The 21,080-nt window shown below is 65.4% G+C and carries 19 protein-coding genes and 2 riboswitches; of the genes, 10 read left to right on the forward strand and 9 right to left on the reverse strand.

The window, feature by feature from the left end; all coding sequences use genetic code 11:
- Positions 1 to 30 precede the first annotated feature (30 nt).
- Both QMF22_RS12760 and QMF22_RS12765 read left to right on the forward strand, forming a co-directional pair.
- The gene (locus QMF22_RS12760; protein ID WP_283454171.1) at positions 31 to 600 is read left to right on the forward strand and encodes an HhH-GPD-type base excision DNA repair protein; all 570 of its coding nucleotides are present in this window, start codon (positions 31 to 33) and stop codon (positions 598 to 600) included.
- Between the two features lie 9 nt (positions 601 to 609).
- Positions 610 to 1,329, forward strand: a complete 720-nt coding sequence (locus QMF22_RS12765) for a DUF2461 domain-containing protein (RefSeq protein ID WP_283454173.1) — start codon at positions 610 to 612, stop codon at positions 1,327 to 1,329.
- 54 nt (positions 1,330 to 1,383) lie between these two features.
- Here QMF22_RS12765 and QMF22_RS12770 read toward each other — a convergent pair whose 3' ends face one another.
- The 5 genes from QMF22_RS12770 to QMF22_RS12790 all read right to left on the reverse strand — a co-directional run bounded on the left by QMF22_RS12770 (position 1,384) and on the right by QMF22_RS12790 (position 9,126).
- On the reverse strand, positions 1,384 to 2,181 hold the full coding sequence (locus QMF22_RS12770) for a hypothetical protein (RefSeq protein WP_283454176.1): 798 nt from the start codon (positions 2,179 to 2,181) through the stop codon (positions 1,384 to 1,386).
- A gap of 89 nt (positions 2,182 to 2,270) precedes the next feature.
- Positions 2,271 to 4,607 carry a hydantoinase B/oxoprolinase family protein gene (locus tag QMF22_RS12775; protein ID WP_283454178.1) on the reverse strand — a complete coding sequence of 779 codons (2,337 nt, stop codon included), beginning with the start codon at positions 4,605 to 4,607 and terminating at the stop codon, positions 2,271 to 2,273.
- A gap of 43 nt (positions 4,608 to 4,650) precedes the next feature.
- Positions 4,651 to 6,777 carry a hydantoinase/oxoprolinase family protein gene (locus tag QMF22_RS12780; RefSeq protein WP_283454180.1) on the reverse strand — a complete coding sequence of 709 codons (2,127 nt, stop codon included), beginning with the start codon at positions 6,775 to 6,777 and terminating at the stop codon, positions 4,651 to 4,653.
- A gap of 2 nt (positions 6,778 to 6,779) precedes the next feature.
- Positions 6,780 to 7,223, reverse strand: a complete 444-nt coding sequence (locus QMF22_RS12785; protein WP_283454182.1) for an acetone carboxylase subunit gamma — start codon at positions 7,221 to 7,223, stop codon at positions 6,780 to 6,782.
- Positions 7,224 to 7,269: 46 nt separating this feature from the next.
- Positions 7,270 to 9,126: a hydantoinase/oxoprolinase family protein gene (locus QMF22_RS12790; RefSeq protein WP_283454184.1), complete on the reverse strand. Its 1,857-nt coding sequence runs from the start codon at positions 9,124 to 9,126 to the stop codon at positions 7,270 to 7,272.
- A 168-nt stretch (positions 9,127 to 9,294) separates the two neighbouring features.
- Between QMF22_RS12790 and QMF22_RS12795 the strand changes: the two genes are divergently transcribed.
- Positions 9,295 to 11,139 carry a sigma-54-dependent Fis family transcriptional regulator gene (locus QMF22_RS12795; RefSeq protein ID WP_283454186.1) on the forward strand — a complete coding sequence of 615 codons (1,845 nt, stop codon included), beginning with the start codon at positions 9,295 to 9,297 and terminating at the stop codon, positions 11,137 to 11,139.
- On the opposite strand, the gene QMF22_RS12800 is transcribed toward QMF22_RS12795, so the two are convergent.
- Positions 11,126 to 12,403 (reverse strand): MFS transporter, encoded by a 1,278-nt coding sequence (locus QMF22_RS12800; RefSeq protein ID WP_283454188.1) that lies wholly within the window; start codon positions 12,401 to 12,403, stop codon positions 11,126 to 11,128. The two genes, QMF22_RS12795 and QMF22_RS12800, sit on opposite strands and share 14 nt — an antisense overlap.
- Positions 12,404 to 12,572: 169 nt before the next feature.
- Here QMF22_RS12800 and QMF22_RS12805 point away from each other — a divergent pair, with 169 nt between their 5' ends.
- The 4 genes from QMF22_RS12805 to QMF22_RS12815 all read left to right on the forward strand — a co-directional run bounded on the left by QMF22_RS12805 (position 12,573) and on the right by QMF22_RS12815 (position 15,825).
- Entirely contained in the window at positions 12,573 to 12,935 is a 363-nt protein-coding gene (locus QMF22_RS12805) for a rhodanese-like domain-containing protein (RefSeq protein ID WP_283454190.1), read from the forward strand.
- Between the two features lie 32 nt (positions 12,936 to 12,967).
- Entirely contained in the window at positions 12,968 to 13,084 is a 117-nt protein-coding gene (locus QMF22_RS17525; RefSeq protein ID WP_502846954.1) for a DUF8730 family Cys-rich protein, read from the forward strand.
- A 49-nt stretch (positions 13,085 to 13,133) separates the two neighbouring features.
- Entirely contained in the window at positions 13,134 to 14,798 is a 1,665-nt protein-coding gene (locus tag QMF22_RS12810) for an ABC-F family ATP-binding cassette domain-containing protein (protein ID WP_283454192.1), read from the forward strand.
- Positions 14,799 to 14,991: 193 nt separating this feature from the next.
- Positions 14,992 to 15,825: a bacteriorhodopsin-like gene (locus QMF22_RS12815; protein ID WP_283454194.1), complete on the forward strand. Its 834-nt coding sequence runs from the start codon at positions 14,992 to 14,994 to the stop codon at positions 15,823 to 15,825.
- Between the two features lie 128 nt (positions 15,826 to 15,953).
- Here QMF22_RS12815 and QMF22_RS12820 read toward each other — a convergent pair whose 3' ends face one another.
- Complete coding sequence (locus QMF22_RS12820; protein WP_283454196.1) at positions 15,954 to 16,355, reverse strand: LysR family transcriptional regulator; 402 nt, start codon at positions 16,353 to 16,355, stop codon at positions 15,954 to 15,956.
- A gap of 50 nt (positions 16,356 to 16,405) precedes the next feature.
- Here QMF22_RS12820 and QMF22_RS12825 point away from each other — a divergent pair, with 50 nt between their 5' ends.
- Positions 16,406 to 17,113 (forward strand): LON peptidase substrate-binding domain-containing protein, encoded by a 708-nt coding sequence (locus QMF22_RS12825; RefSeq protein WP_283454198.1) that lies wholly within the window; start codon positions 16,406 to 16,408, stop codon positions 17,111 to 17,113.
- Position 17,114: 1 nt separating this feature from the next.
- Here the strand turns inward: QMF22_RS12825 and QMF22_RS12830 are convergent, their stop codons facing one another.
- The gene (locus QMF22_RS12830; RefSeq protein WP_349357094.1) at positions 17,115 to 17,948 is read right to left on the reverse strand and encodes an efflux permease Rv1217c-related protein; all 834 of its coding nucleotides are present in this window, start codon (positions 17,946 to 17,948) and stop codon (positions 17,115 to 17,117) included.
- The gene (locus QMF22_RS12835) at positions 17,945 to 18,922 is read right to left on the reverse strand and encodes an ABC transporter ATP-binding protein (protein WP_283454201.1); all 978 of its coding nucleotides are present in this window, start codon (positions 18,920 to 18,922) and stop codon (positions 17,945 to 17,947) included. The genes QMF22_RS12830 and QMF22_RS12835 overlap by 4 nt, the downstream gene beginning before the upstream one ends.
- A gap of 68 nt (positions 18,923 to 18,990) precedes the next feature.
- On the opposite strand from QMF22_RS12835, the gene QMF22_RS12840 reads away from it, so the two are divergent.
- Together QMF22_RS12840 and gcvT are read left to right on the forward strand one after the other, a co-directional pair.
- Entirely contained in the window at positions 18,991 to 19,617 is a 627-nt protein-coding gene (locus tag QMF22_RS12840) for a DNA-3-methyladenine glycosylase I (RefSeq protein WP_283454203.1), read from the forward strand.
- A 31-nt stretch (positions 19,618 to 19,648) separates the two neighbouring features.
- Positions 19,649 to 19,744, forward strand: a riboswitch (glycine riboswitch).
- Between the two features lies 1 nt (position 19,745).
- Positions 19,746 to 19,843: riboswitch (glycine riboswitch) on the forward strand.
- A gap of 71 nt (positions 19,844 to 19,914) precedes the next feature.
- Positions 19,915 to 21,066 carry a glycine cleavage system aminomethyltransferase GcvT gene (gene gcvT / locus QMF22_RS12845; RefSeq protein WP_283454205.1) on the forward strand — a complete coding sequence of 384 codons (1,152 nt, stop codon included), beginning with the start codon at positions 19,915 to 19,917 and terminating at the stop codon, positions 21,064 to 21,066.
- The last annotated feature ends 14 nt before the right edge of the window (positions 21,067 to 21,080 follow it).

Genomic DNA, 21,080 nt, shown 5'->3' on the forward strand with positions numbered 1-21,080 from the left:
CAACCCGGGGTCGGTGGCAGACTGGTGCCCATGACGACGTTGCACATCACCGGCGATGACTCCGCCGACGCCCTCCTCAGCGAGAATCCGTTCGCCCTGCTGATCGGAATGCTGCTCGACCAGCAGGTTTCCATGGAAACGGCCTTTGCCGGTCCGGCCAAGATCCGCGAGCGGATCGGCAGCATCGAACCCAAGGCGATCGCCGACTTCGATACCGATGCCTTCGCCGAAGTGTTCCGTACCTCGCCGGCCGTGCACCGCTACCCGGGCTCGATGGCGGCACGCACCCAGTCGGTGGCCGGGGCCATCGTCAGCACCTGGAACGGCGATACGGCCTCAATCTGGACCGAGGACAACCCCGACGGAAAGGCGATCCTGCGCCGGCTGAAGGCGCTGCCCGGGTTTGGCGAGCAGAAGGCGAAAATCTTCCTCGCGCTTCTCGGCAAGCGACTCGGGATCGACGCGGCCGGCTGGCGCGAGGCATCCGCTCCCTATGGCGAGGACGGATCGTTCCGATCGGTGGCCGACATCGTCGACCCAGAATCGCTCACCCGCGTACGCGAGACCAAGCGCGCAGCCAAGGCAGCCGCAAAGGCGTAGTCTCGCGTGGTGGGCCCTCACTTCAGCGAACAGACATTCGACTTTCTCGACGAACTCGAGCATCGCAACGAGCGCGAGTGGTTCCAGGAGCACAAGCCGATCTACGAGCAGGAGTTGAAAGAGCGGATGCTCGCGGTCATCGAGCGAATCAACGTATCATTGGGCGACTTCGCCGCTGAGTGCGTGCGCCCGCCGAACAAGGCCATGATGCGCATCTATCGTGACGTGCGATTCTCGAATGACAAGTCGCCGTACAAGACGCACCTGGCCGCCCACTGGCCACCCCGTGGACTTGAGAAGGCAGGGGGAGCGGGATACTTTCTGCAGGTCGGCGTGCACGGCGTCATGATGGCCGGCGGTGCCTATAGTCCGCAGCCGCCGCAACTTCGGGCGATTCGCGACTACGTGCTCGATCATCACGTCGAGCTGCGCTCGCTGCTCGCTGCGCCAGCGCTCGAAGCACTGGCGCAACCGTTTGGTGGCAACAAGCTTATCCGCCCGCCGCGGGGCTTTCCGGTGGAGCATCCGGCAGGCGACCTGCTGCTCAATCGCAGCTGGGCCCTGGTCGGCCACCTACCCGGCGACGTCGCGCTCCATGAGAATTTCACCGACCTCGTCATTGAACGGTTTCGGGCGTTCCAACCGGTCGTCGACTTTCTGAACATTCCGCTGGCGATGGCCACCCCGCTGGAGCGGGAAGCGGCCGCGGGCCGGCGGCGTTCCGCCTGAATCCAGCACGACGGACGCCGCCGGCCGCGTCATTCGCGACCGGCGGCATCCGTTTCAGACCAGTGCCGAGATGCGGCTCAAGACCCGCTCGGGAACCGCCTGGCGCGGCACCTCACCGATCAGAAAATCGCCGTCCGGCAGTACGGCAGTGTCGGTCGCCCAGAAATCCGCGGCGATCACCGCCCCGCTCAGTGGGCTGCCGTGCAGCTCGACCCGGTCTTCGTGCCGCTGGCCGAGCGCCCACCGATAGTGGTCGGTCACGTTCGCAATCGGCGAATAGGTCGACAGCGGCACCGGCTCGAGAGCGGGGCCACGATCGTCCAGCAGCACCGCCATCAACGGCAGGGCGGCGAATCCGCGCAGCCAGTCAGCGACATACATTGACGCGTTTTCGGCATGGTCGGCGTCGAGCCCGGACACGTCCGCCGATCCAGAAAGCGGATGCGTGCGCGCCAGCCACCGCATCGGCGATGGAATCTGCAGAACCACAGGTACCCGCTGGGTCTGGCTGAAGATCGTGGCCAACTCGATGACGAACTGTGTCGTCTCGGCGTCACCGAGCAGGGTGCGCAGGGCGTAGCCGGTGCGGGACTTAGCACTCATCGCCGCCTGCAGTGCCGGGTCGACGGCGACGCGCTGCGCGTAGAACCGGTCGAGGCTGAGCAGCGCGAGGTCAGACCCCAGCACACCCTGAACCTGGCCGAAGAAGTTCGCGTAGGCCATTGGCTCCTGCCACGGCACGGGTTTGCCCTGCAGAAAAACGGATTGGGCGTAGTCATGGCTGTCTAGGACGACCGCCCGGCGGCGGCCGGACACGGGCTCGGCGAGCAGCTCAGTCAGTGAAAGTGTCACGGTGTCTCCCATCAATCAATCGTTCACGTTCGACCCGGGCTGCGGGGTCGTAAGGAGACGGCCCCGCAGCACCAGTCAAGGGTTGAGAATCAGGACTTGTGCTCGATGACCTCACCGTATTTCTGCTCGAGTTCGCGCACGCGTGCCTCGAGCTTGCTGATCTTCAGCACCCGACGGTCCGGAACCATGATGAGCGGCAGCTCCTCGAGCTTGCCCTTAACGCGCTCCGGCTCGAGTCCGCCCCAGTGGGTGGCGATGAGGTTTTCGTCGTCGTCCTGGCCCCAGGAGCCGAAGTACAGCAGGTCGGCCGGCGGCTCCTCCTTCACGAAGTCCTGGATGAATTCCTTATAGGGGGTGCCGCGGTTGATGCGGTCCTGTCGCATCTTGGCCCGCAGTTCGACCGTGGCCTGCTCGTGCACCACATAGGTTTCCGGTTCCCAGACCACGCCGTACATCGTCGATGCAGTCTGGGCGCTGATCCGGTCGAGTTCGAGGTCGGTGACCACGAGCTCAGGATCGCGCTCGAGCACATCGCCGTAACCGCCACCTGCTCCCTGGGCGATCATGTAGAGCTCGCCCTCCTTCGCCACGTCGAACTGCAGTCCCATGTGAGCGGACTGGTAGTCGCCGCCCTCGAACGGCTGCTCGTTCATCACCCGTTCTATCGACAGGTTGAACTGTGAGGGGTCCTTCTGGATGATGTCGTAGATGTTGACGTTCTTCACCATCGCGAGCGGATACACCGGGCAGCCGTAGCCCCCGAACATGCCGGGTACGGAGGAGAACTTCGACCCGCTCGTCACGGTCATGAAACCCCAGCTCGGTGTGCCGCGGGAGGCGACGATCATCTCGTAGCCCATGCCACCGCGAAACTTGCCGAAGCCCTGGTTGTCGCGCACCAGACGCTTGCTCACGAGCTGCAGGAAGGGAACTTCCTCTTCCATGACTTCCTGCTCGCCGATGTCGGCCATCGCGCAGAACAGCGGAGCCACGGCATCTTCGCCATCGCGGAAGGCCTTCGCGCCGCCGCCCATGCCGTTGAGGTCAGCGCACAGGTTGCCGACCTGCTCGCCGTTTTGCGTGGTGCCACCCCAGAGAAAGTCGTTGATCTGGTTGAACCAGGGGGCGACCACGTTGGAGTACTTCTGCGGTGAGGAGAACTGCATCTTGGCAAACGCGGTTTGCAGGGCCGAGAAACCGCGGAAGGATGCCTGCAGTGACTGGCCTACCGGGGCGTCGTAACCGGCATCCGCCCAGCTGTGTTCCTCGGTGATGACCTCGATCGGTGACAGCGCCCCGGTCGAGCGGGGCAGGTCGGGCCACCAGTACGACAGGATGGCCTGCGCCATGAACGACTTCGTCGAGGCGAGCGGCGAGTTGATGGCTCGGTTGAGAATCTCCGGGCCGGTGCCGGTGAGGTCCACGATCATGCGTTCGCCCTTGATAGTGATCTTGCAGGCGAACTTGATCAGGATGTTTTCCTTCAGCGTCGAGTCGACGAACTGATTGAACGTGACCGTGCCGTCAGGGAGTTCGCCGATGCGGCGGCGCACCTCGGTCTCGACGTCCTCAACGGTGACGCGCAGGGAGGCGACGAAGGTTTCCTGCCCGACTTCGTCGATCAGGCGGTCGACGGTGTCCATGATGCGCTTGACGGCGCCCATCTTCACCTTGATGTCGGCGAGCATGAGCTTCGGGTCGCGGGTGGAGTGCTGCAGGAACGTCAGAAGGTCGCGGCGCAGGTGGCCCTTCTCCACGATCTTGATCGGCGAGGCCCGCAGACCGTCGTCGAACGGCGTCTCGGAGCCCGACGGCATGCCGCCCGGCTCGCAGGCACCGTTCTCGCCCTCGTGAATGGTGGCTCCCACCCAGGCGATGATGATGCCGCCACGAATCACCGGCACCAGCATCGACTGGTCGGTGTTATGCACCATGCCGAAGCGGGAGTCGTTGTGGAAGAAGCCGTCACCCTCGTTGATGCCGACGGTGGGCTCGTCCTTCCAGTTCTTCATGATGTAGCGGATGGGGTGGTGCAGCACCGCCGAGAACGCGATCACACCGCGGTTGGAGAGGTACGTCACGTCGCCTTCTGCGGTGTAGACAGCGCAGGACAGGTCGGCCCACTTGGCGCCGGGCGCTGCGCCCATGCTCTCGCACATCTCGAATGCCTCATCGAGGGCGCCAGCCAGGCGCTTGCGGATGCGGTCGATCTCGAGCGGGTTGATCCCGTTCGCGATGCACTCCTCCTCGTACGCGGTGCGGGGCATGATCTCGTGGTGGCGCATGATGGCCGGGTCTGGTCCGAGAAAGAGGGTGGTCTCGTCCATGAATTTGTCGACCCACTGCTGTTCCTGGTCGGTCAGCAGCTGGGCTGCGTCGTCGTCGTTTCCGCTGGTGGGTACAAACTGGTCGGTTGTCAGTGTCATGATGTTCAAGCTCCTTTGCTTGCGTTCGCTACAAAATAAGTGGTCAGTCGCTCAGCAGCCATACCGCCCCCTGCACGGTCGGCTCCAGGCGCCAGCCGGGCTCGACCAGGTACGTGGTGTTCTCGGTCGTGACGATCGCCGGTCCGTGAATCACGTACTCGTGTCTGAGCGCCTCGGCGTCGTAGACGGGGGTGTCCACCGCACCGTCGATGCTCGTGAAGTGCACCGACCGGTGCGAGACCGGGGCCGGCCTGGTCTTCTCGCCGCCGATCTTGATCGACTCGAACTGAATCACCTCGCCCTCGATGAACGATGCGACCCGAATGGTCTGCACCCGGATGCCTGCCTCCGGTGCTTGGGTTCCCTCGCCATAACGCTCACCGAAGATCTCGGAGAACGTCTTGATCAGGTGCAGCACATCCGCGACCCCGTTGACCCGGTTGATATCGAACGCGACGGCGGTGGTGACGAGCTGGTTGCCGTAGCGCATGTCCATTTCGAGGCGGTAGCGCACGTCGGCCCGGTCGTAGCCCTGGCGCACGAGGTCTTCGGCGCCCTTAACTTCGAGCTCCTCGATGTAGCCGTTGAGCGCGTCGTACTGGTTGTACAGGCTGCGCTTGATCGCTTCGTAGAGTACGACGTAGGCGCTGCGCTCGTGAATGTGCAGCGGTCGCATATTGCCGGCGCCGAGCGCCGAGAACACCGACGCGAACGGCGGAAACAGGATGCGGCTGATGCCGGCGCTCGCCGCGATGCCACAGGCGTGCAGCGGGCCGTTGCCGCCATAGGCGAGCATCGTGTAGTCCTCGATCAGGCCTCCACGCGAACGCAGCTCCTTTTCTATTCCGATCGCCATCTGCTCGTCGACGGTCTTCTTGATGACCTTGGCCACTTCGACCGCGTCCAGGTCGAGCTCGTCGCTGAGCGTCTCGTCGATCACGTAGATCGACCGCTTCTTGTTGAGCTTGATGTGCCCGTTGGCGTAATTGTCCGGGTCGAGGTAACCGAGCACGAGGTCGGCGTCGGTGACCGTGGGGCGAAGCCCGCCGCGGTCGTAGCAGGCCGGGCCCGGGTCGCTTCCGGCCGACTCCGGCCCGATCTGAATGGCGTGGTGGATGCGGTTGTAGGCCGCGATCGAGCCGCCGCCGGCACCGAGGGTGTTGAGGTGGATCATCGGCGCCGAGACCATCCAGCGCCCGATGGTGGGCTGGAAGTCGTAGTGCCGTACCCCGCCCTCCGGTACCAGTCCGATGTCGAACGAGGTGCCACCCATGTCCATCGACACGACGTCGCCGAGCCCGGTCGACTCTGATAGGTGTTGGGCCGCGCCGACACCGGCGATCGGTCCGGAGTGAATCGTTTGCAGGGCATCCGTTGAATTGGGCTGCGCCATGCCGCCCGAGTTGTGGATGACGAGCATCGGCTTCTCGTAGCCCGACTCACGCAGGTTGTTGGAGAGCTGATTCAGCGCGTGAAACATGGTCTGGTGCAAAAAAGCGTCGACGACGGTGGCCATAGCCCGCACGTATTCGCCCTTGCGGCCGGAGACCTGGCTGCTCAGCAGCACCGGAATCGACCCGAGCTCGTGTGTGGGGTACTCGTCGAGAATAATCTCGAGAATGCGATCCTCGTGCGCTGAATTCTCGGTGGCGTTGGTCAGCGCAATGACGATGGCCTCCGCACCGTTGTCGACGAGTTCGCGTACCTGGGTGCGCACGTCGTCGTACATCAGCGGCACGAGCACCTCGCCGACCGAGTCGATGCGTTCTTTAACCGAGCGGATGAGACGGCGCGGCACGAGCGGGTCCGGCCGTTGGGCATCGGGCATATCGCCCTGCTTGACCCCGTCGAGTCCTTCGCCGTAACCACGGCCACGGGAGAGCGGGATGGTGTCCTCGAAACCGTGGGTGACGATGGCGGCAACCCGCGGACCCTTACCCTCGATCAGGGCGTTGGTGCCGAGGGTGGTGGCGTAACGTACCGAGTCGACCTCTTTGAGCGCGGTTTCGCGGCTGATGCCGGCACGTTCGCAGGCCCGGTCGAGGGCTTCATTGAAGCCGAGGGCGAGGTTGTGGTGGGTGGTCAGCGCCTTCGACTCGATGTACACGTCGTCCCAGACGAAGAAGCAGTCGCTGAACGTGCCGCCGATGTCTACAGATATGCGTTTCACGGTCAGTGCCCTTCGGTGTTGTGGGAGTGGGAATGTGCGGACACTGAATCGAACCGGGCGCTGAGGTCGGTCTCGGCGTTTTCCCCGGGACCATAGTTGACGACTTCTTCGGGGTTGCCGCCGTGGGCCTCCCACTTTTCGCGCAGGGAGTCGATGTCCCAGAGCATGTCGACGGTGGGCGGATGCCCCGGCGGCAGGTATTCCGCCTCGATCTGGGTGCCGCAGGTGGGGCAGTAAAACTCCAGGATGCGGCAGAACGTGGGGTCGGGGGAGAACGTAAATTCGTACTTTTCCGGGTCGATCACCGGGGGGTGAATCTCCCGGGGGTCCCGGTCGTAGACCAGGGTGCCTTCCTTGTAGTTACCGCGGGCGTCGCCGAAGTCGTGGGCGCAGACGCGGCAGATCCAGCGCTCCGTATCCAGGTCGATGAGCAGGTATTCGGTCATGGGAACGCGCATTGTGTTTGTACCTTCCTTGGGAAACACGAGTGGGTTAGAGCGTGTCGGTGAGTTGCAGGTCGCCGGCCGTGGAGACGGTGAGCGTCCAGCCGAGCGGCACGCGTGCGGTGAAGAACGGCCCCTCGACGATGGCCGGTCCGGCCGCGGTGGCGCCCGGCTTCTGGTCGTCGAGTTGGTAGACGGCCACGGTGTCGATCTGCGTGGGGGTCCCGCGCACCTGCCGGGTTCCGGCAGCGACCGCGGCGCTCGCCGCGGCGGGAACCCCGTTCGCGATAGTCGGGTGCGGCAGCCGGAACGTCGCCTTGAGCGAGAGGATCTCCTCGCTGTCTTCGACGATCGTCGACCAGTCGAGTTCGCACTCGCTCAGGTCATGCCCTTCCTGGAACATGTCTTTGCCCGCATCCGCTTGCATTGACGTGCGCACAGACGCGATCTCGGCGGGCGAGAAACCGGTGACACTGGTCTCATAGGACTGTGCGATGTCGGAGAAGCTGATGCCGTAAGCGGAGAACACCGCGGCGAGCCGCGGCACGAGCACCTTGCGCACGCCGGCGATGCGGGCTGCGGCGCAGGCGTTCATCGGCCCGCCGCCGCCGAACGCGGCGACCGTCGTCTCGCCGGTCGGGCTGACCAAGTCGGCGAAGGCTCGTGCCAGGTGGCTGGAGTAGCTGGCCTCCATGCGAATCAGCGCCTGCTCGAGGGTGATTCCGAGCGGGTCGGCGACGGTCTTGGCGATGACTGAACGGGACCGGTCGGCGTCGAGGGCCATCTCGCCGTTCAGATAGGTGGCCGGGTCGAGCACACCGAGCAGCAGATTGACGTCGGTGATCGTGGCTGTGGTACCGCCGAAGCCGAAGCAGGCCGGTCCGGGGGCCGCGCCGACGCTCTCCGGCCCGACGGTGATCTCCCCGTCGTGCACGGCGATGATCGAGCTGCCGCCGACGCCGGTTGAGCGTACATCGCTCATCTCGTAGGATATGTCGACGCCCTGGATAGAACCGCGCCGGTCGACGGCGATCGCCCGATTCGCAACGGCGCCGACATCCGTTGTGGTCCCGCCGACATCGATCATAAGCACGTTGTCTAGCCCGTAGGCCTCGGCGAGGGCCCGCGTACCCTCGAGCCCGCCGCGCGGTCCGGAAGAGTAGGTCTTGAGCGCGACCGACTTGGCTACGCGAGACGAGGCACCGTCGTTGCGGTAGATCAGCAGCGGATTCTTCACCTTGAAGGCACGCAGTCGGTGCTCGGCGCTGTACAGAAAACGCTCCACCGTGGGGTGCAGAAACGAGTTGAGAATGCCCGACCAAACCTGGCGCTGGCGGGAGGTATCAGTGGCGAATTCGCGGGAGAACAGAATTGGTACCGAACCGAGCAGGTGCCGGGGAAAGTTCTTGAGCATGGTGCGCTTGAACAGGTGCTCCCGTTCGGCACTGAGGCCCGCGACGACGAGCCGCTCGGCCCCGGCGGTGGTCAGCCGGTTGATCTCGGCGACGAGCTGCTGGGCGAGTTCCTCCGGAGTGCCGGCGGCGGAGACGATTCCGACGCGGGCGCCGATCAGATCCCGAAACAGCCCCGCCGTCTCTTCCGACGTGCCGAGCGCGTTCGGCAGAGCGGAATCATCGGTGATCAACCCGATCTTGGGGCCCCTGCGCTGCACGAGCGCATTGGTGCCCTGCGTCGACGAATAGCGGATGTGCTGGGTCGAGTGCAGCAGGTCGGCCAGATTGGCCTCGCCGAACAGCTGAACCGACGCCTTGGTCATCGCGTCGAACAGGCACTGCGACAGGTCGACCGGGGTGGTGAGGGTCTTGGTGAACGTGAAATCCGTGCCACTGGCGACGACAATGTCGGTGAGAGTTCCACCGTTGTCGATGTTGATCAATCGTTCCATGAGCGCTCCTTTGCGATGCAGTTGTGAGTGACCGATGCTCCCTGGGGAGTCACTCCAGCAAGAATGACCCCGCAGCTGAAACGTGGCGTGTCCCACATTGGGACACTGAACGGCTAGCGCTCTCGGGGTCGCAGAGGGCATGCTTGCAGAGTCCACAAGGGAGTCGATATGCATAGAGTCGCCGAGCGGCGAATCAAGATTGCCGCTGCTCGCGCCGATTTTCTGCGGTTCGGCCACGCCGAGACCCAATCCGTTCCCGGTCTGGTGGCGGCTTCCTGGCAGCGGTCGTTCTCGGCCGGCGTCGACGCCGTGTCGTCGCAGGCGGTGTTTCACAGCGATCTGGACCTCACGGGTCGACTGATGCGCTGCTCCGAGCCGGTCATCGCCCGGCTGAGCGATGAGATGGCCCAGATGCCGCTGTCGATCGTGCTGACCGACTACAAAGCGAGAATTCTGAGCCGCTCCGAAACCGACAAGACCATCGGAACCCTGCTCGACGAGGTGTCGCTCGCGCCGGGGTTCAACTATGCCGAGGCCAGCGTGGGTACCAACGGCATCGGCACCGTACTTGAGTCGGGCCAGCCGCTCTACATCGTGGGCCCGGAACATTTTCTGGAGCACCTGCAGCCGTTCGCGTGCGCCGGCAGCCCCATTCGTGACCCGCTCACCGGTCGGGTGGAGGGGGTGCTCGATATCAGCTGCCTGAGTGAAGACGCCAGCCCGCTCATGCATTCACTGGTGCGCTCGGCTGCCCATGAAATCGAGCGCAACCTGCTCGTCGATCGCAGCCAGCGGCAGCAGGCGCTGTTCGAGGCGTACGTGCGAGTGGATGCCCGCACACGCGGCGCCGTCATGGCGATCGGCGGCACCGTGGTGATGGGAAACGCGGTGGCGCAAAGTTTGTTCGCCCCCGCTGAACAATGGACCATCCACGAACACGCCCGCTACCTGATGATCGCCCCGGGGCAGCCGGTCGATCAGATCGAATTGTCGTCGGGCAAGGTCGTGCAGATTCGGGGCAAGCGCGTCGTGGTGGGCCCGGACGTCGCGGGCATCGTCGTGGTCGTCGACATCGTCTCCGAGCCGGCACCCGCGCCCAGGCTCACGCTGCCTCCGCTGCGCGGGCAGCGGGTGCAGGAACCGATGTCGGGGGACAACGCCGAGTCGTCGGCGGTTCTCCACGATGTGTCATCACTGCTCGGCAAACGGGCCGCGAGCAGTGTCGTGACCGCGCTCACCGCCGGGACACCCCTGCTCGTGTTGGGGGAGGCCGGCGGCGGCAAGGTGTCGCTGCTCGCCGAACTCTACGGCCAGATCGCCCCGCTGGGCCGAAGTGTCGTGTTCAGCGCTGAGGAGCTCAACGAGCACGGCCTGCACCCGGTCATCGAAACCGACCTGGCCGTTACCCGGCCGATGCTCTACATCTTTCGCAATTTCGATCGATTGAACGCGGCAGTCGCTGCGGAACTCGACACGTTTCTGGTCACCCGGCAGGCGACTGCCTACTCCCGAGGCGTCGCCGTCACCGTGTCCCAACCCGACCTGCAAGCCGACCTCGCCGCTGCACTCCCGTACACGACCCTGCTGCACCATTTCGAAACGTCGGTCACGGTGGCGCCGCTCCGGCACCGCATCGACGATTTGCCCGAGATCGTCACCCGGGTGCTCGCGCGCCGGGCCGGATTGCGCCCCGCCACCGTGAGTGCTGGAGCGATGCGGGTGATTTCACGCTATCCCTGGCCGGGCAACATCCGTCAGCTCGAAGAAGCCCTCGACACGGCCCTGCTCACCCGCCCGGTCGGTGCTATCCAGGCCGAAGACCTGCCCGCCTACTGCCACGGCGGCGCACCCCGGCTGTTGTCGGCGATCGAAGCTGGGGAGCGCGACCTGATCGTCGGCGCCCTGCACAAAGCCGATGGCAACCGGATGCGCGCCGCCGAGTCCCTGGGAATCGCCCGGTCGTCCCTCTACCGCAAGCTCAAAAGCTTCGGCATCACGGTCACCGACTCGTAGTCGCGGCTGGCCGCATCCGCTTGATCGACCAGACCACCACGACGGCGACGAGCGCCATCGCGCACAGGCCGAGGGTGGAATACCCGGCCAGCGCAAGGATCGGCCCGGCAATTGCACCGCCGAGCGCGCCGGCGGCGTTCATGGACAGGTCGGAGAATCCCTGCAGCGACGAGCGATCCTCAATGTCGACGGCCTCCGACACGAGCGCCGAACCCGCCACAACGGATGCCGACCAGCCCAGTCCCAGGAAGATCAGGCTCACGGTCATGGTGCCCTGCGATCCGTCGCTGAGCCAGGCCACAACGAGAGCGACGAGCAACAGGGCCTGCCCGCCGAGAATGACCGGAATGCGCCCCAGCCGGTCGGAGAGCGCGCCGAAAACGGGGGAGAGAGCGTACATCCCGGCCACGTGCAGGCTGATGGTCAGCCCCACGATCGTGAGGGTCGCGCCGTGGTCGCGCAGGTGCACCGGCGCCATCGACATCAGCGCCACCATGGTCGCGTGGCTGAGGGCGATGACCACCACCGCATACCGGGCGGCCGCGTTGCCGCGCAAAATGGCCAGGCCGCCACCGGCCCGACGGACGCCCGCGCTCGTCGTGCGCGCCGCCAGCGCGGTGAGCAGGGGGTCGGGTCGCAGGCCGAGGGCGTAGACGACGGCGGCGGCGACAGTGGCGGCGAAGGAGAACGCGAACGCTCCGGTCATGGCCGGAAGCCCGACGGCGGCGCCGAGCGCTTCGCCCGGTCCGAACAGATTGGGGCCGAGCACGGCACCGATCATCGTCGACCAGACCACGACCGACAGGTCGCGGGCCCGAAAACGTGTCGTGGCGAGGTCGGTGGCGGCGAAGCGCGCCTGCAGGTTGGTGGCCGAACCGGCGCCGAGCAACATGAGCGCGAGAAGCAACAGCGGGAAGACATCGACGGACACCGAGGTGATCGCGAGCACCGCGCCGGCGCCCGCCATGAGGGAGCCGGTGGCGAGCGACACGCGACGTCCGCGGGCCTGCGCGAGCCGGGCAAGCGGCACGGCCACGATCGCCGCGCCGAGGGTGCTCATGGTGGCGGCCATACCGGACCAGGCACTTGATCCCGACAGTTGGGCGGCCAGCAGTGCGCCCAGCGACAGGGTCGCACCCATGCCGATTCCGCCGAGGATCTGGCCGGCGATGAGCACCCGCACGACGCGCTTCTGAAGTGCGCTGTGCCCAGCCGGAGCGTGCGGTAGCGCCGTCGGTTCGACGGGTGTCGTGTCGTGTGTCATCGTCTGGTTCCCCTGGTGCCCCTGGTTGCGCCTCGGCGGGCCGTTCGTGTGGTGCACGTGCGGTTCACTCTATCGAGCAGCGCGCGTCACTTAGCTTGTATCTGTGCAGTATACCCCATAGGGTAAAAACAAGTCCGGCTCAAGTCGCACCACCCATCGAAAGCAGCTCATGAAGAAGACTCTCGCCGCCCTGGCCGTTGCCGTAACGCTCGTGCTCGGTCTGGCGGCCTGTTCGGCATCGGCCGAACCGATCGCTCTCGCCGCGGGCACCGTCATCGTTGACGTGCGCACCCCGAGTGAATACGCAGCCGGTCACCTCCACGGCGCAATCAACGTCGACGTGCAGTCGACCACCTTCGACGCCGACATCTCCGCACTGCCGATGGACGGTGCCTACGTCGTCTATTGCGCCTCCGGAAACCGGTCGGCCGCCGCCATCACCCGCATGACCGTCCTCGGCTTCACCGGCCTGACCGACGCCCACGGAATCTCCGACGCCGCAGCATCCACTGGTCTGGCCATCGTCCAATAGTCCCACTACCCATCAACACCCGAGGAGACCCCATGTGCAGTCCTATTCGCTGCGAAAACTGTTCGAAAATCGGCTGGACTCGCTGCGGCCAGCACGTCGACGAGGTCATGGCCGGAATTCCGGCCAGCGAGCAGTGCACCTGCCGCTAGCAACGTGCCCGACGCGCTGAGCACCTGCGGTCAATGAGACTATGGAGTAATGACCGGAACACTCGTGGCCAAGGGCCTGGCTGGCGGCTACGCGCACCGTACCCTCTTTGAATCGCTCGACCTCACCGTCGCCCCCGGCGACGTCATCGGCGTGGTCGGCGCCAACGGCGCGGGCAAGTCCACCCTGCTGAACCTGCTGGCCGGGCTCGGTCGGCCGCAGGCCGGCACCATCACCCTGAGCCCGGCGGATGCCTTTGTTGGCGCGCTCCCGCAGGAACACGAACGCGTTCCCGGCGAGACGATCGCCGGCTACCTCAATCGGCGCACCGGCTGCGCCGAGGCGACCCGCGAAATGGATGCCGCGGCATCCGCTCTCGGAGATACCCAACCGCGGGCCGACGGACTCGACCCGGCCGACGTCTATTCAACCGCGCTCGACCGCTGGCTGGCCAGCGGCGCCGCCGATCTCGACGAGCGACTGCCGATCGTGCTGGCCGACCTCGGTCTCGCGCTCGGTACGGCGGTCACCGCCGACAGCATGATGACAGCGCTCTCCGGCGGCCAGGCTGCCCGCGTTGGTCTGGCAGCGCTGCTGCTCTCGCGTTTCGATATCGTGCTGCTCGACGAGCCCACGAACGACCTCGACCTCGACGGCCTCGAACGCCTCGAAGCCTTTGTCACGGGACTGCGCGGCGGCGTCGTGCTGGTCAGCCACGACCGCGAATTTCTCGCCCGCAGTGTCACCCGGGTGCTCGAACTCGACCTGGCCCAGGGCGCGAACCGGGTGTTCGGCGGCGGCTACGACGCCTACCTCGAGGAACGCGAGACTGCGCGACGGCACAACAGGGAGAACTACGACGAGTTCGCCGCCAAGAAAGCCGACCTCGTGGGCCGTGCCAGAACCCAGCGGGAATGGTCGAGCCAAGGCGTGCGCAACGCCATCAAGAAGGCACCGGACAACGACAAGATCCGCCGCAAGGCCTCGGTCGAATCGAGCGAGAAGCAGGCGCAGAAGGTGCGCCAGATGGAGAGCCGCATCGCGCGCCTCGATGAGGTCGAGGAGCCCCGCAAGGAGTGGCAGCTCGAGTTCACGATCGGTTCAGCCCCACGTTCGAGCGCGGTCGTGGCCACCCTGAGCAACGCCGCGTTTCACCAAGGCGACTTCGTGCTCGGCCCGCTGTCGCTGCAGATCAACGGCGGCGAACGAATCGGCATCACCGGCCCGAACGGTGCCGGCAAATCGACGCTGCTGCGGGCCCTGCTCGGCCGCCAAAAAGCGGATGCCGGCAGCGCTCACCTTGGCCCCAGCGTCTCAATCGGCGAAATCGACCAAGCCCGGGTGCTATTGGCCGGGTCGCGGCCGCTCGCTGAGAGCTTCGAGTTGCTCGTGCCCGAGCTCTCGCCCGCCGAAGTGCGCACCCTGTTGGCAAAATTCGGACTGAAGGCCGACCACGTGAACCGCCCGGTCGACGAGCTGTCGCCGGGGGAGCGCACCCGGGCAGGTCTCGCCCTGCTGCAGGCGCGCGGCGTGAACCTGCTGGTGCTCGACGAACCGACGAACCACCTCGACCTCGCCGCCATCGAGCAACTGGAACAGGCGCTCGATTCTTACGAGGGCACTCTGCTGCTGGTCACCCATGATCGGCGCATGCTCGCCAAGGTGCACACCGACCGGCACTGGCAGGTCGAGGCCGGGCAGGTCACTGAGGTCTGAGTCGAACCTCATCGCGAGGCGATGCCACCCATCCTGTATCCCCCGAACAGGGGTGACTTTAGCAACAAATCCGAACCGAATAATCGGTTCGAAGGCTCCGTTTCGGAGTATGTTGACGAATGTACCTAACCAAGTTACCTAACTCGGCTCGTGCCCGTAAGACCAGCGATCCTCTCTAACATCGAAGGCCCCTGTGATTCCTGATTCCCTCACCCAAATCCAGTACGACACCATCTACAACGTGTTCTCGCTCGTCATCGCATCCCAGCTGTTCACATCAGTTTTTCTCGTTATCAGCCTGCCGCGCGTACTGCCGCGTTATCGTCAGGCGCTGACCGTCGCGGCCATCGTCTGTGGAATCGCGGCGTACCACTATTTCCGCATCTTCAACTCGTTCACTGAAGCTTTCGTGACTGAGGCTGTCGGCGGCCGTGGCGACTATGTTCAGGTCGCCGGAGCATCGTTCAATGAGGGTTACCGCTACGTCGACTGGTTGCTCACGGTGCCGCTGCTTCTGCTGGAGCTCGTCGCTGTGCTGGCCCTTGCTCGAAAGGTGCAGAGCAGCCTGCTCACCCGTCTCATTCCGGCTGCCGCCCTGATGATCGCGCTGGGCTACCCGGGTGAGATGGCCTCGGAAAACCTCACCAGGGGTATTTTCGGCCTGCTGTCTTCGATTCCATTCGCCTACATTCTCTACGTGCTCTTCGTGGAACTGACCAGGTCGCTCGACAGACAGCCCGCCTCCGTGCGCAAGACCATCTCGCTGCTACGGCTGCTCTTGCTGGCCACCTGGGGGGTCTACCCGATCGCTTATCTGCTGCCCGGCCTCGGTATCGATGGCGCTGATGCCTGGGTTGGGCTGCAAATCGGTTATTCGGTCGCCGACATTATGGCGAAGTGTCTGTATGCGTTGATCATCTTCCGGATCGCGCGCATGAAGTCCTTCGCGGACGACCAGACCTTCGCTGACACCGAGCTATCTCTGGAAGAGGCAAACAGTCTCAAACCTGCTGGGGTCCGCAAGTAGCCGGCCGCCGTCTAGGGACCCGCACGATCGATCTTCCGTTCGTGCGGGTCCCCTTTTTCCGTCTAATCTGCTGGCTGACGTGGTGGGCCGGTGTGCCGAGCTGTTCGGCATAAAGGCGAGGTCTCTGGTCAGCGAGACTGGCGCTTTTTGCCGAGCTTTGGCTGGCCCTTAACCGCGGGGGCGCGGCCCCTGCCCTTGTTGGCCTTGGCCTTGCCGCCGCCACCACCAGAACCGCCTGAGCCGCCGCCGGACTGCCCGCCGCGACCGGCCGCCCTGGCCAGCTCGAGCCGCGCGTCGTCCAGAAAGGCGAGGCCGATCTCGGTGAGGGTCGTGCTCTCGGCGGTACGATCAAACAGCGCGTAACCGAGTTCGGCCTCGACCCGTTTTACCGAGGCGCTGAGGGTATCGCGGGAGACATCGAGCGCTTGCGCGGCACGGGCGAAATCGGATGCCTCAGCGGCCGCCACGAAATGTGCCAGCAGGGTGATGTCCACGTGAAGCCTCTCGTCGGTTGCGCGGGTTGCGCGCATCCCTTCAAGGCTACGCGCCGAAACCGGCCGAACTCACCGCTGCCCCACTGATGTCCGCACCCCGCGGAATCACGGATGCCAATACCCGGCGATTCGTCACCGCGAACACGGCCCGGGGGCTTGGCGCGGCGCCGCCGACGTGGTTCGCTGGAAACATGACGACCCTGCCGATGTTCCCGCTCGGATCCGTGCTATTTCCCTACATGCCGCTGCAACTGCGGGTGTTCGAGGAACGCTACCTCGTCATGCTCGCGCGCGTACTCGATGCCCCGCCAGCCGAGTTCGGCGTTGTGCTGATCGAACGCGGCCAGGAGGTCGGCGGCGGCGAACGCCGGTTCAGTATCGGTACCGTCGCCCGCGTCACCCAGCTGGAGGCGCCGGAAGGCTACCTCGGCCTGGTCGTGCAGGGTGAGCGCAGGATCGAGGTGACCAAATGGATGCCGGAGGACCCGCATCCGCTTGCCACGGTGCGTGAGCTGCCCGACCTGGAATGGGACGATGCCCTGTTACCGCGGCGCGAACAGGCCGAACAACTCGTGCGCCGCACTCTGTCGCTGGCAAGCGAATTCAGCGACCAGGAATGGTCGCCCGACGTGGAACTCTCGCACGACCCCACCGCGGCCGCCTGGCAGCTCGCCGCGATCGCCCCGGTCGGACCGCTCGACCAGATCGCGCTGCTGCGCTCCGACAGCATGGCCGGCTTGCTCGACAGCATTATCGAGTTGACCGAGGCGGCGGCCGAGTCCCTGGCCTGGTGATTCACACCCCGATGTCGCGTTGGCGCAGGACGACCGCGGCGAATGCCGCCAGCACGAGCGAGATCGCATAGAAGACGACGATCGTCGTGACGTTCGCCCCGGAACTCAGCGGGCTGGTGCCGAAGGCCCAGTAATAGGGACTGAGGTTATGCAGCCACTCCAGGCTCGCGCTCTGGTTGCCGAGCGCATTGAAGACGTAGCCGAGCACCGCCACTGCGGCACCGGCGGCGATACCGCCGATGCGCCGCCCGGTCAGCGCTCCGCCGAGCAGGGCAGCGGATGCCGTCAGCAGAGTCACCCCGCCGAACAAGAGACACATACCCAGCAGGTTTCCCGCCTCGATCTCGAGCTTTGACGAATCGTTGAGCAGGAACACCACCACGAACAACAACGCAGACAGGGCGAGGATCTTCGCCGCGATGGCGCAGAACCTGGCTACGGCCACCTGCACCCGGGTGACGCCGTGTGCCAGGGTGAGCTCGAGCCGCCCGGATTCCTCGTCGCCGCCGAGAGCGCCAGCGCCCCAGCTGGTCGCCGCGATGCTCACCAGCAGAAATCCGAGCAGGCCGAACAGGGTCGCCTGGGTGTACCCGGCGCCGGTTCCGATCTGATCGTAATTGAGCGTCTTCACCAGTTCAGGTGGCAACTGGCCGATGAGCGCCCGCATGCCCGACGCCCCGCTAATGCTGGGAAAGAGCGGTAGGTAGAGAAAGGCGGCCGCAGCCAGACCGGCGCCCCAGCCCAGCAGGCCCCGCCAGGAGTCGGTGAGTACCTTGCCGAACAGTGGCAGCGGCGCCCGGCGCACGTTCATCGGGCGGTCCTGCACGATGCTCACTGGGTCACCGCAGCAGGCGCCGAGTAAAGCTTTAACACGGATTCCTCCAGATCGGGTTCCTCGAGCACGAGGTCGCGCAGGTGCAGGGTCGATATCGCCTGCACGAACGGCGCGATATCGCCGCTCAAGGTGGCGACGGCTTCGGTGTCGCCGGTTGGCGTCAAGGTGCAATCGAGAGTGGTGACGCCGTCCAAACCGCCGAGCAGGGCGGCCAGATCGGTGGGGCGAATGCCGCTGGCCACCAGGCGCAGGTGCCGGATGGCCGTGGCCCGCAACTCGTCGACACTGTTGATTGTGACGATGCGACCGTCGCGCAGAATGGCGACCTGGTCGGCCGCTTGCTGAATTTCGCTGATCACGTGCGAGGAGAGAAAGACGGTCTGGCCGCGGTCATGAGCTTCGCGCACGAGTCGAAGGAATTCCTGTTGCATGAGCGGGTCGAGGCCGCTCGTTGGTTCGTCGAGCACGAGTAGTTCGGGCTGGTGCATGAACGCCTGCACGATGCCGAGCTTCTGTTTGTTGCCCTTCGACAGTTTGCGCACCGGCCGGTCGAGGTCGAGTTTCAACCGTTCTGCGAGTTCGTGCACGTGGCCGGCAGCGACCGGACCCGAGATATCCGCGTAGTGCTGCAGCAGGCGGCGCCCGCTCGTACGCCCATCCAGGATCAGCTCGCCCGGCAGATAGCCGATGCGTCGCCGAAGGTCGGGCCCGGCGTTGCGCGAGTCCGTTCCCAGCACAGTGGCCTGGCCAGATGTCGGCCGGATGATGTCGAGCAGCGCCCGCATGATCGTGGTCTTGCCCGCACCGTTGGGCCCGATCACCCCGAACACCGTGCCGCGCGGCACCCGGAAGGTCACCCCGTTCAGCGCCCGATTGTGGCCGAATTGCTTCACCAGATCGACCACGTCGATGGCCGCGCCCGGTGCAGTTGCGCCGCGAACACCTGAGGATGGATCGAGTGCACCGTGACTCATCATGGCTCCTTGGCTCTGAACGCGATTTTAGTCCTCGACCGGGAGCCGATCAGTGTCTAATGGTTCAGATGAGCGAAACTTCACCAGCGGACGCCCCACGCCCCGTTTCCGGCGCGATCATCGGCACCGACGGCCTCAAGCGGCCAGCCTGGGCCTCGGTCGACCCGATGCTGCGCGACTACTACGACACCGAGTGGGGCGTTCCGGTGCGCACCGAGCACGCACTCTTTGAGCGGATCAGCCTGGAAGCATTTCAGTCCGGGCTGTCCTGGGCCATCATTCTGCGGAAGCGCCCCGGGTTCCGTGCGGCCTTCGCCGACTTCGACCCCGATCGCATTGCCGCGTTCGGCGAAGATGACGTTGCCCGGCTGCTGAGCGACGAGAAGATCGTGCGCAACCGCCTGAAGGTTCGCGCCACGATCACCAACGCGCAGGCCACGGTCGCGCTGCGCGAGCAGGGCGGACTGGTCGACTTCGTCTGGGGGTTCCAGCCCAAAGAAACTCCGCGGCCGCGAACGCAGGCCGACGTGCCGACCAGCTCCGAGGCATCCGCTGCCCTGTCGAAGGCCCTCAAAAAGGTCGGCTTCATCTTCGTGGGCCCCACCACGATGTACGCGCTGATGGAAGCGATCGGCATGATCGACACCCACCTGCTGGACAGCCACCGTCGCGGCAGCAGCGGGGTGTGGGGCTAGGCTGGGCGCTACCAACTGAATATCGGGCCGAATGGTCGATGCGGGAGAGTTCGGCGCGAGCGCGTACGAACACCGAAGGAGCAATCCTCCCCGACAATCTCTCAGGTACTCGTACCGCATCGAACTGGCCACTCTGAAAAGAAGACCGGGCGCTTGCCGGTCTCGCCCACGGTGAAAGTCAGCGCCCGCGCTGGCGAAGCTCTCAGGCACGAGCGACAGAGGGGGAGTTCCCATGCGGTTCAATCGAGCCGCGAACACCGCTGCGGCCGGCTCTCGGCCCTGTCACCCGGAGAACTCATGACCTCGGTCGATTCCAGCACCCCCGACTCCAATATCGAGCGGTTCTCGCCCCTGCACCAGGCGCACGTCGATGCCGGCGCCAGCTTCACCGACTTCGCCGGCTGGCAGATGCCGGTGCGCTATTCGAGTGATCTCGCCGAGCACCACGCCGTGCGCAATCAGGCCGGACTGTTCGACCTGTCGCACATGGCCGAAATCCTGGTCGACGGACCGGATGCCGCCGCCTACCTCGACTACGCGCTGGCCGGCAAGCTGTCGGTCATCGAACTGTGGCAGGCCAAATACAGCCTGCTGCTCAATGAAACCGGCGGCATCATCGACGACCTCGTCGTCTACCGGCTGGATGATGCGAAGTTTCTCGTCGTGGCCAACGCCGGCAACCGGTTCGCCGCTTTCGACGCGCTGGCGGCCCGCGCCGCCGACTTCGACGTGACCGTGGTCGACCAGAGCGATGACTACGCGCTCATAGCAGTGCAGGGCCCGAACGCTCTCGCCATTCTGGACGCGACCGAGGGCGTCACCGATCTCGGCACCGATCTGCTGTTCATGAAGTATTACCGCATCACGGATGCCTTCTTCCGCGGCCACCCGCTGCTGGTCGCCCGCACCGGTTACACCGGCGAGGACGGCTTCGAGCTCTACCTCGCGGCCGATCATGCCCGCGAATTGTGGGACGCGCTGGTCGTCGCCGGCGCCGACAAGGGACTCGTTCCGGCCGGGCTGGCCAGCCGCGACACGCTCCGGCTCGAAGCCGGAATGCCGCTGTACGGCCATGAACTGACTCTCACCACTTTCCCGGCCCAGGCCGGCCTCGGCCGCGTCGTCAATGTGAACAAGGAAGGCGACTTCGTGGGCCGGGCCGCCAGCGTTGCGGGGCCGGCGGCGGGGGCATCCGTTTTGGTCGGTCTGATTGCCGCCGGCAAACGCGCCGGACGCGCCGACTATGAGATCTTCCGCAGCCTCGACGCAGCGCACAGCGACGGCGTGATCACCAGCGGCGCACTCTCGCCGACCCTCGGCTACCCGGTGGCCATGGCCTACGTCACGCCCGACCTAGCTCGCCTCGGAACCGAGGTCTACGTCGATGTGCGCGGCACCCGCATTCCCGCCACCGTCACGTCGCTGCCCTTCTATAAGCGTGTCAAATAACTCCACCCTGTTGA

Origin of the sequence: Cryobacterium sp. PH31-L1, assembly GCF_030063145.1 — a bacterium.
In the GTDB taxonomy this organism is placed as follows: domain Bacteria; phylum Actinomycetota; class Actinomycetes; order Actinomycetales; family Microbacteriaceae; genus Cryobacterium.

Coding starts and splice junctions, on each gene's coding strand:
- QMF22_RS12760 (WP_283454171.1), top strand. CDS start 31: ATGACGACGTTGCACATCACCGGCGATGACTCCGCCGACGCCCTCCTC.
- QMF22_RS12775 (WP_283454178.1), bottom strand. CDS start 4,607: ATGACACTGACAACCGACCAGTTTGTACCCACCAGCGGAAACGACGAC.
- QMF22_RS12785 (WP_283454182.1), bottom strand. CDS start 7,223: ATGACCGAATACCTGCTCATCGACCTGGATACGGAGCGCTGGATCTGC.
- QMF22_RS12790 (WP_283454184.1), bottom strand. CDS start 9,126: ATGGAACGATTGATCAACATCGACAACGGTGGAACTCTCACCGACATT.
- QMF22_RS12795 (WP_283454186.1), top strand. CDS start 9,295: ATGCATAGAGTCGCCGAGCGGCGAATCAAGATTGCCGCTGCTCGCGCC.
- QMF22_RS12800 (WP_283454188.1), bottom strand. CDS start 12,403: ATGACACACGACACGACACCCGTCGAACCGACGGCGCTACCGCACGCT.
- QMF22_RS12805 (WP_283454190.1), top strand. CDS start 12,573: ATGAAGAAGACTCTCGCCGCCCTGGCCGTTGCCGTAACGCTCGTGCTC.
- QMF22_RS17525 (WP_502846954.1), top strand. CDS start 12,968: ATGTGCAGTCCTATTCGCTGCGAAAACTGTTCGAAAATCGGCTGGACT.
- QMF22_RS12810 (WP_283454192.1), top strand. CDS start 13,134: ATGACCGGAACACTCGTGGCCAAGGGCCTGGCTGGCGGCTACGCGCAC.
- QMF22_RS12820 (WP_283454196.1), bottom strand. CDS start 16,355: ATGCGCGCAACCCGCGCAACCGACGAGAGGCTTCACGTGGACATCACC.
- QMF22_RS12825 (WP_283454198.1), top strand. CDS start 16,406: ATGTCCGCACCCCGCGGAATCACGGATGCCAATACCCGGCGATTCGTC.
- QMF22_RS12835 (WP_283454201.1), bottom strand. CDS start 18,922: ATGAGTCACGGTGCACTCGATCCATCCTCAGGTGTTCGCGGCGCAACT.
- QMF22_RS12840 (WP_283454203.1), top strand. CDS start 18,991: ATGAGCGAAACTTCACCAGCGGACGCCCCACGCCCCGTTTCCGGCGCG.
- gcvT (WP_283454205.1), top strand. CDS start 19,915: ATGACCTCGGTCGATTCCAGCACCCCCGACTCCAATATCGAGCGGTTC.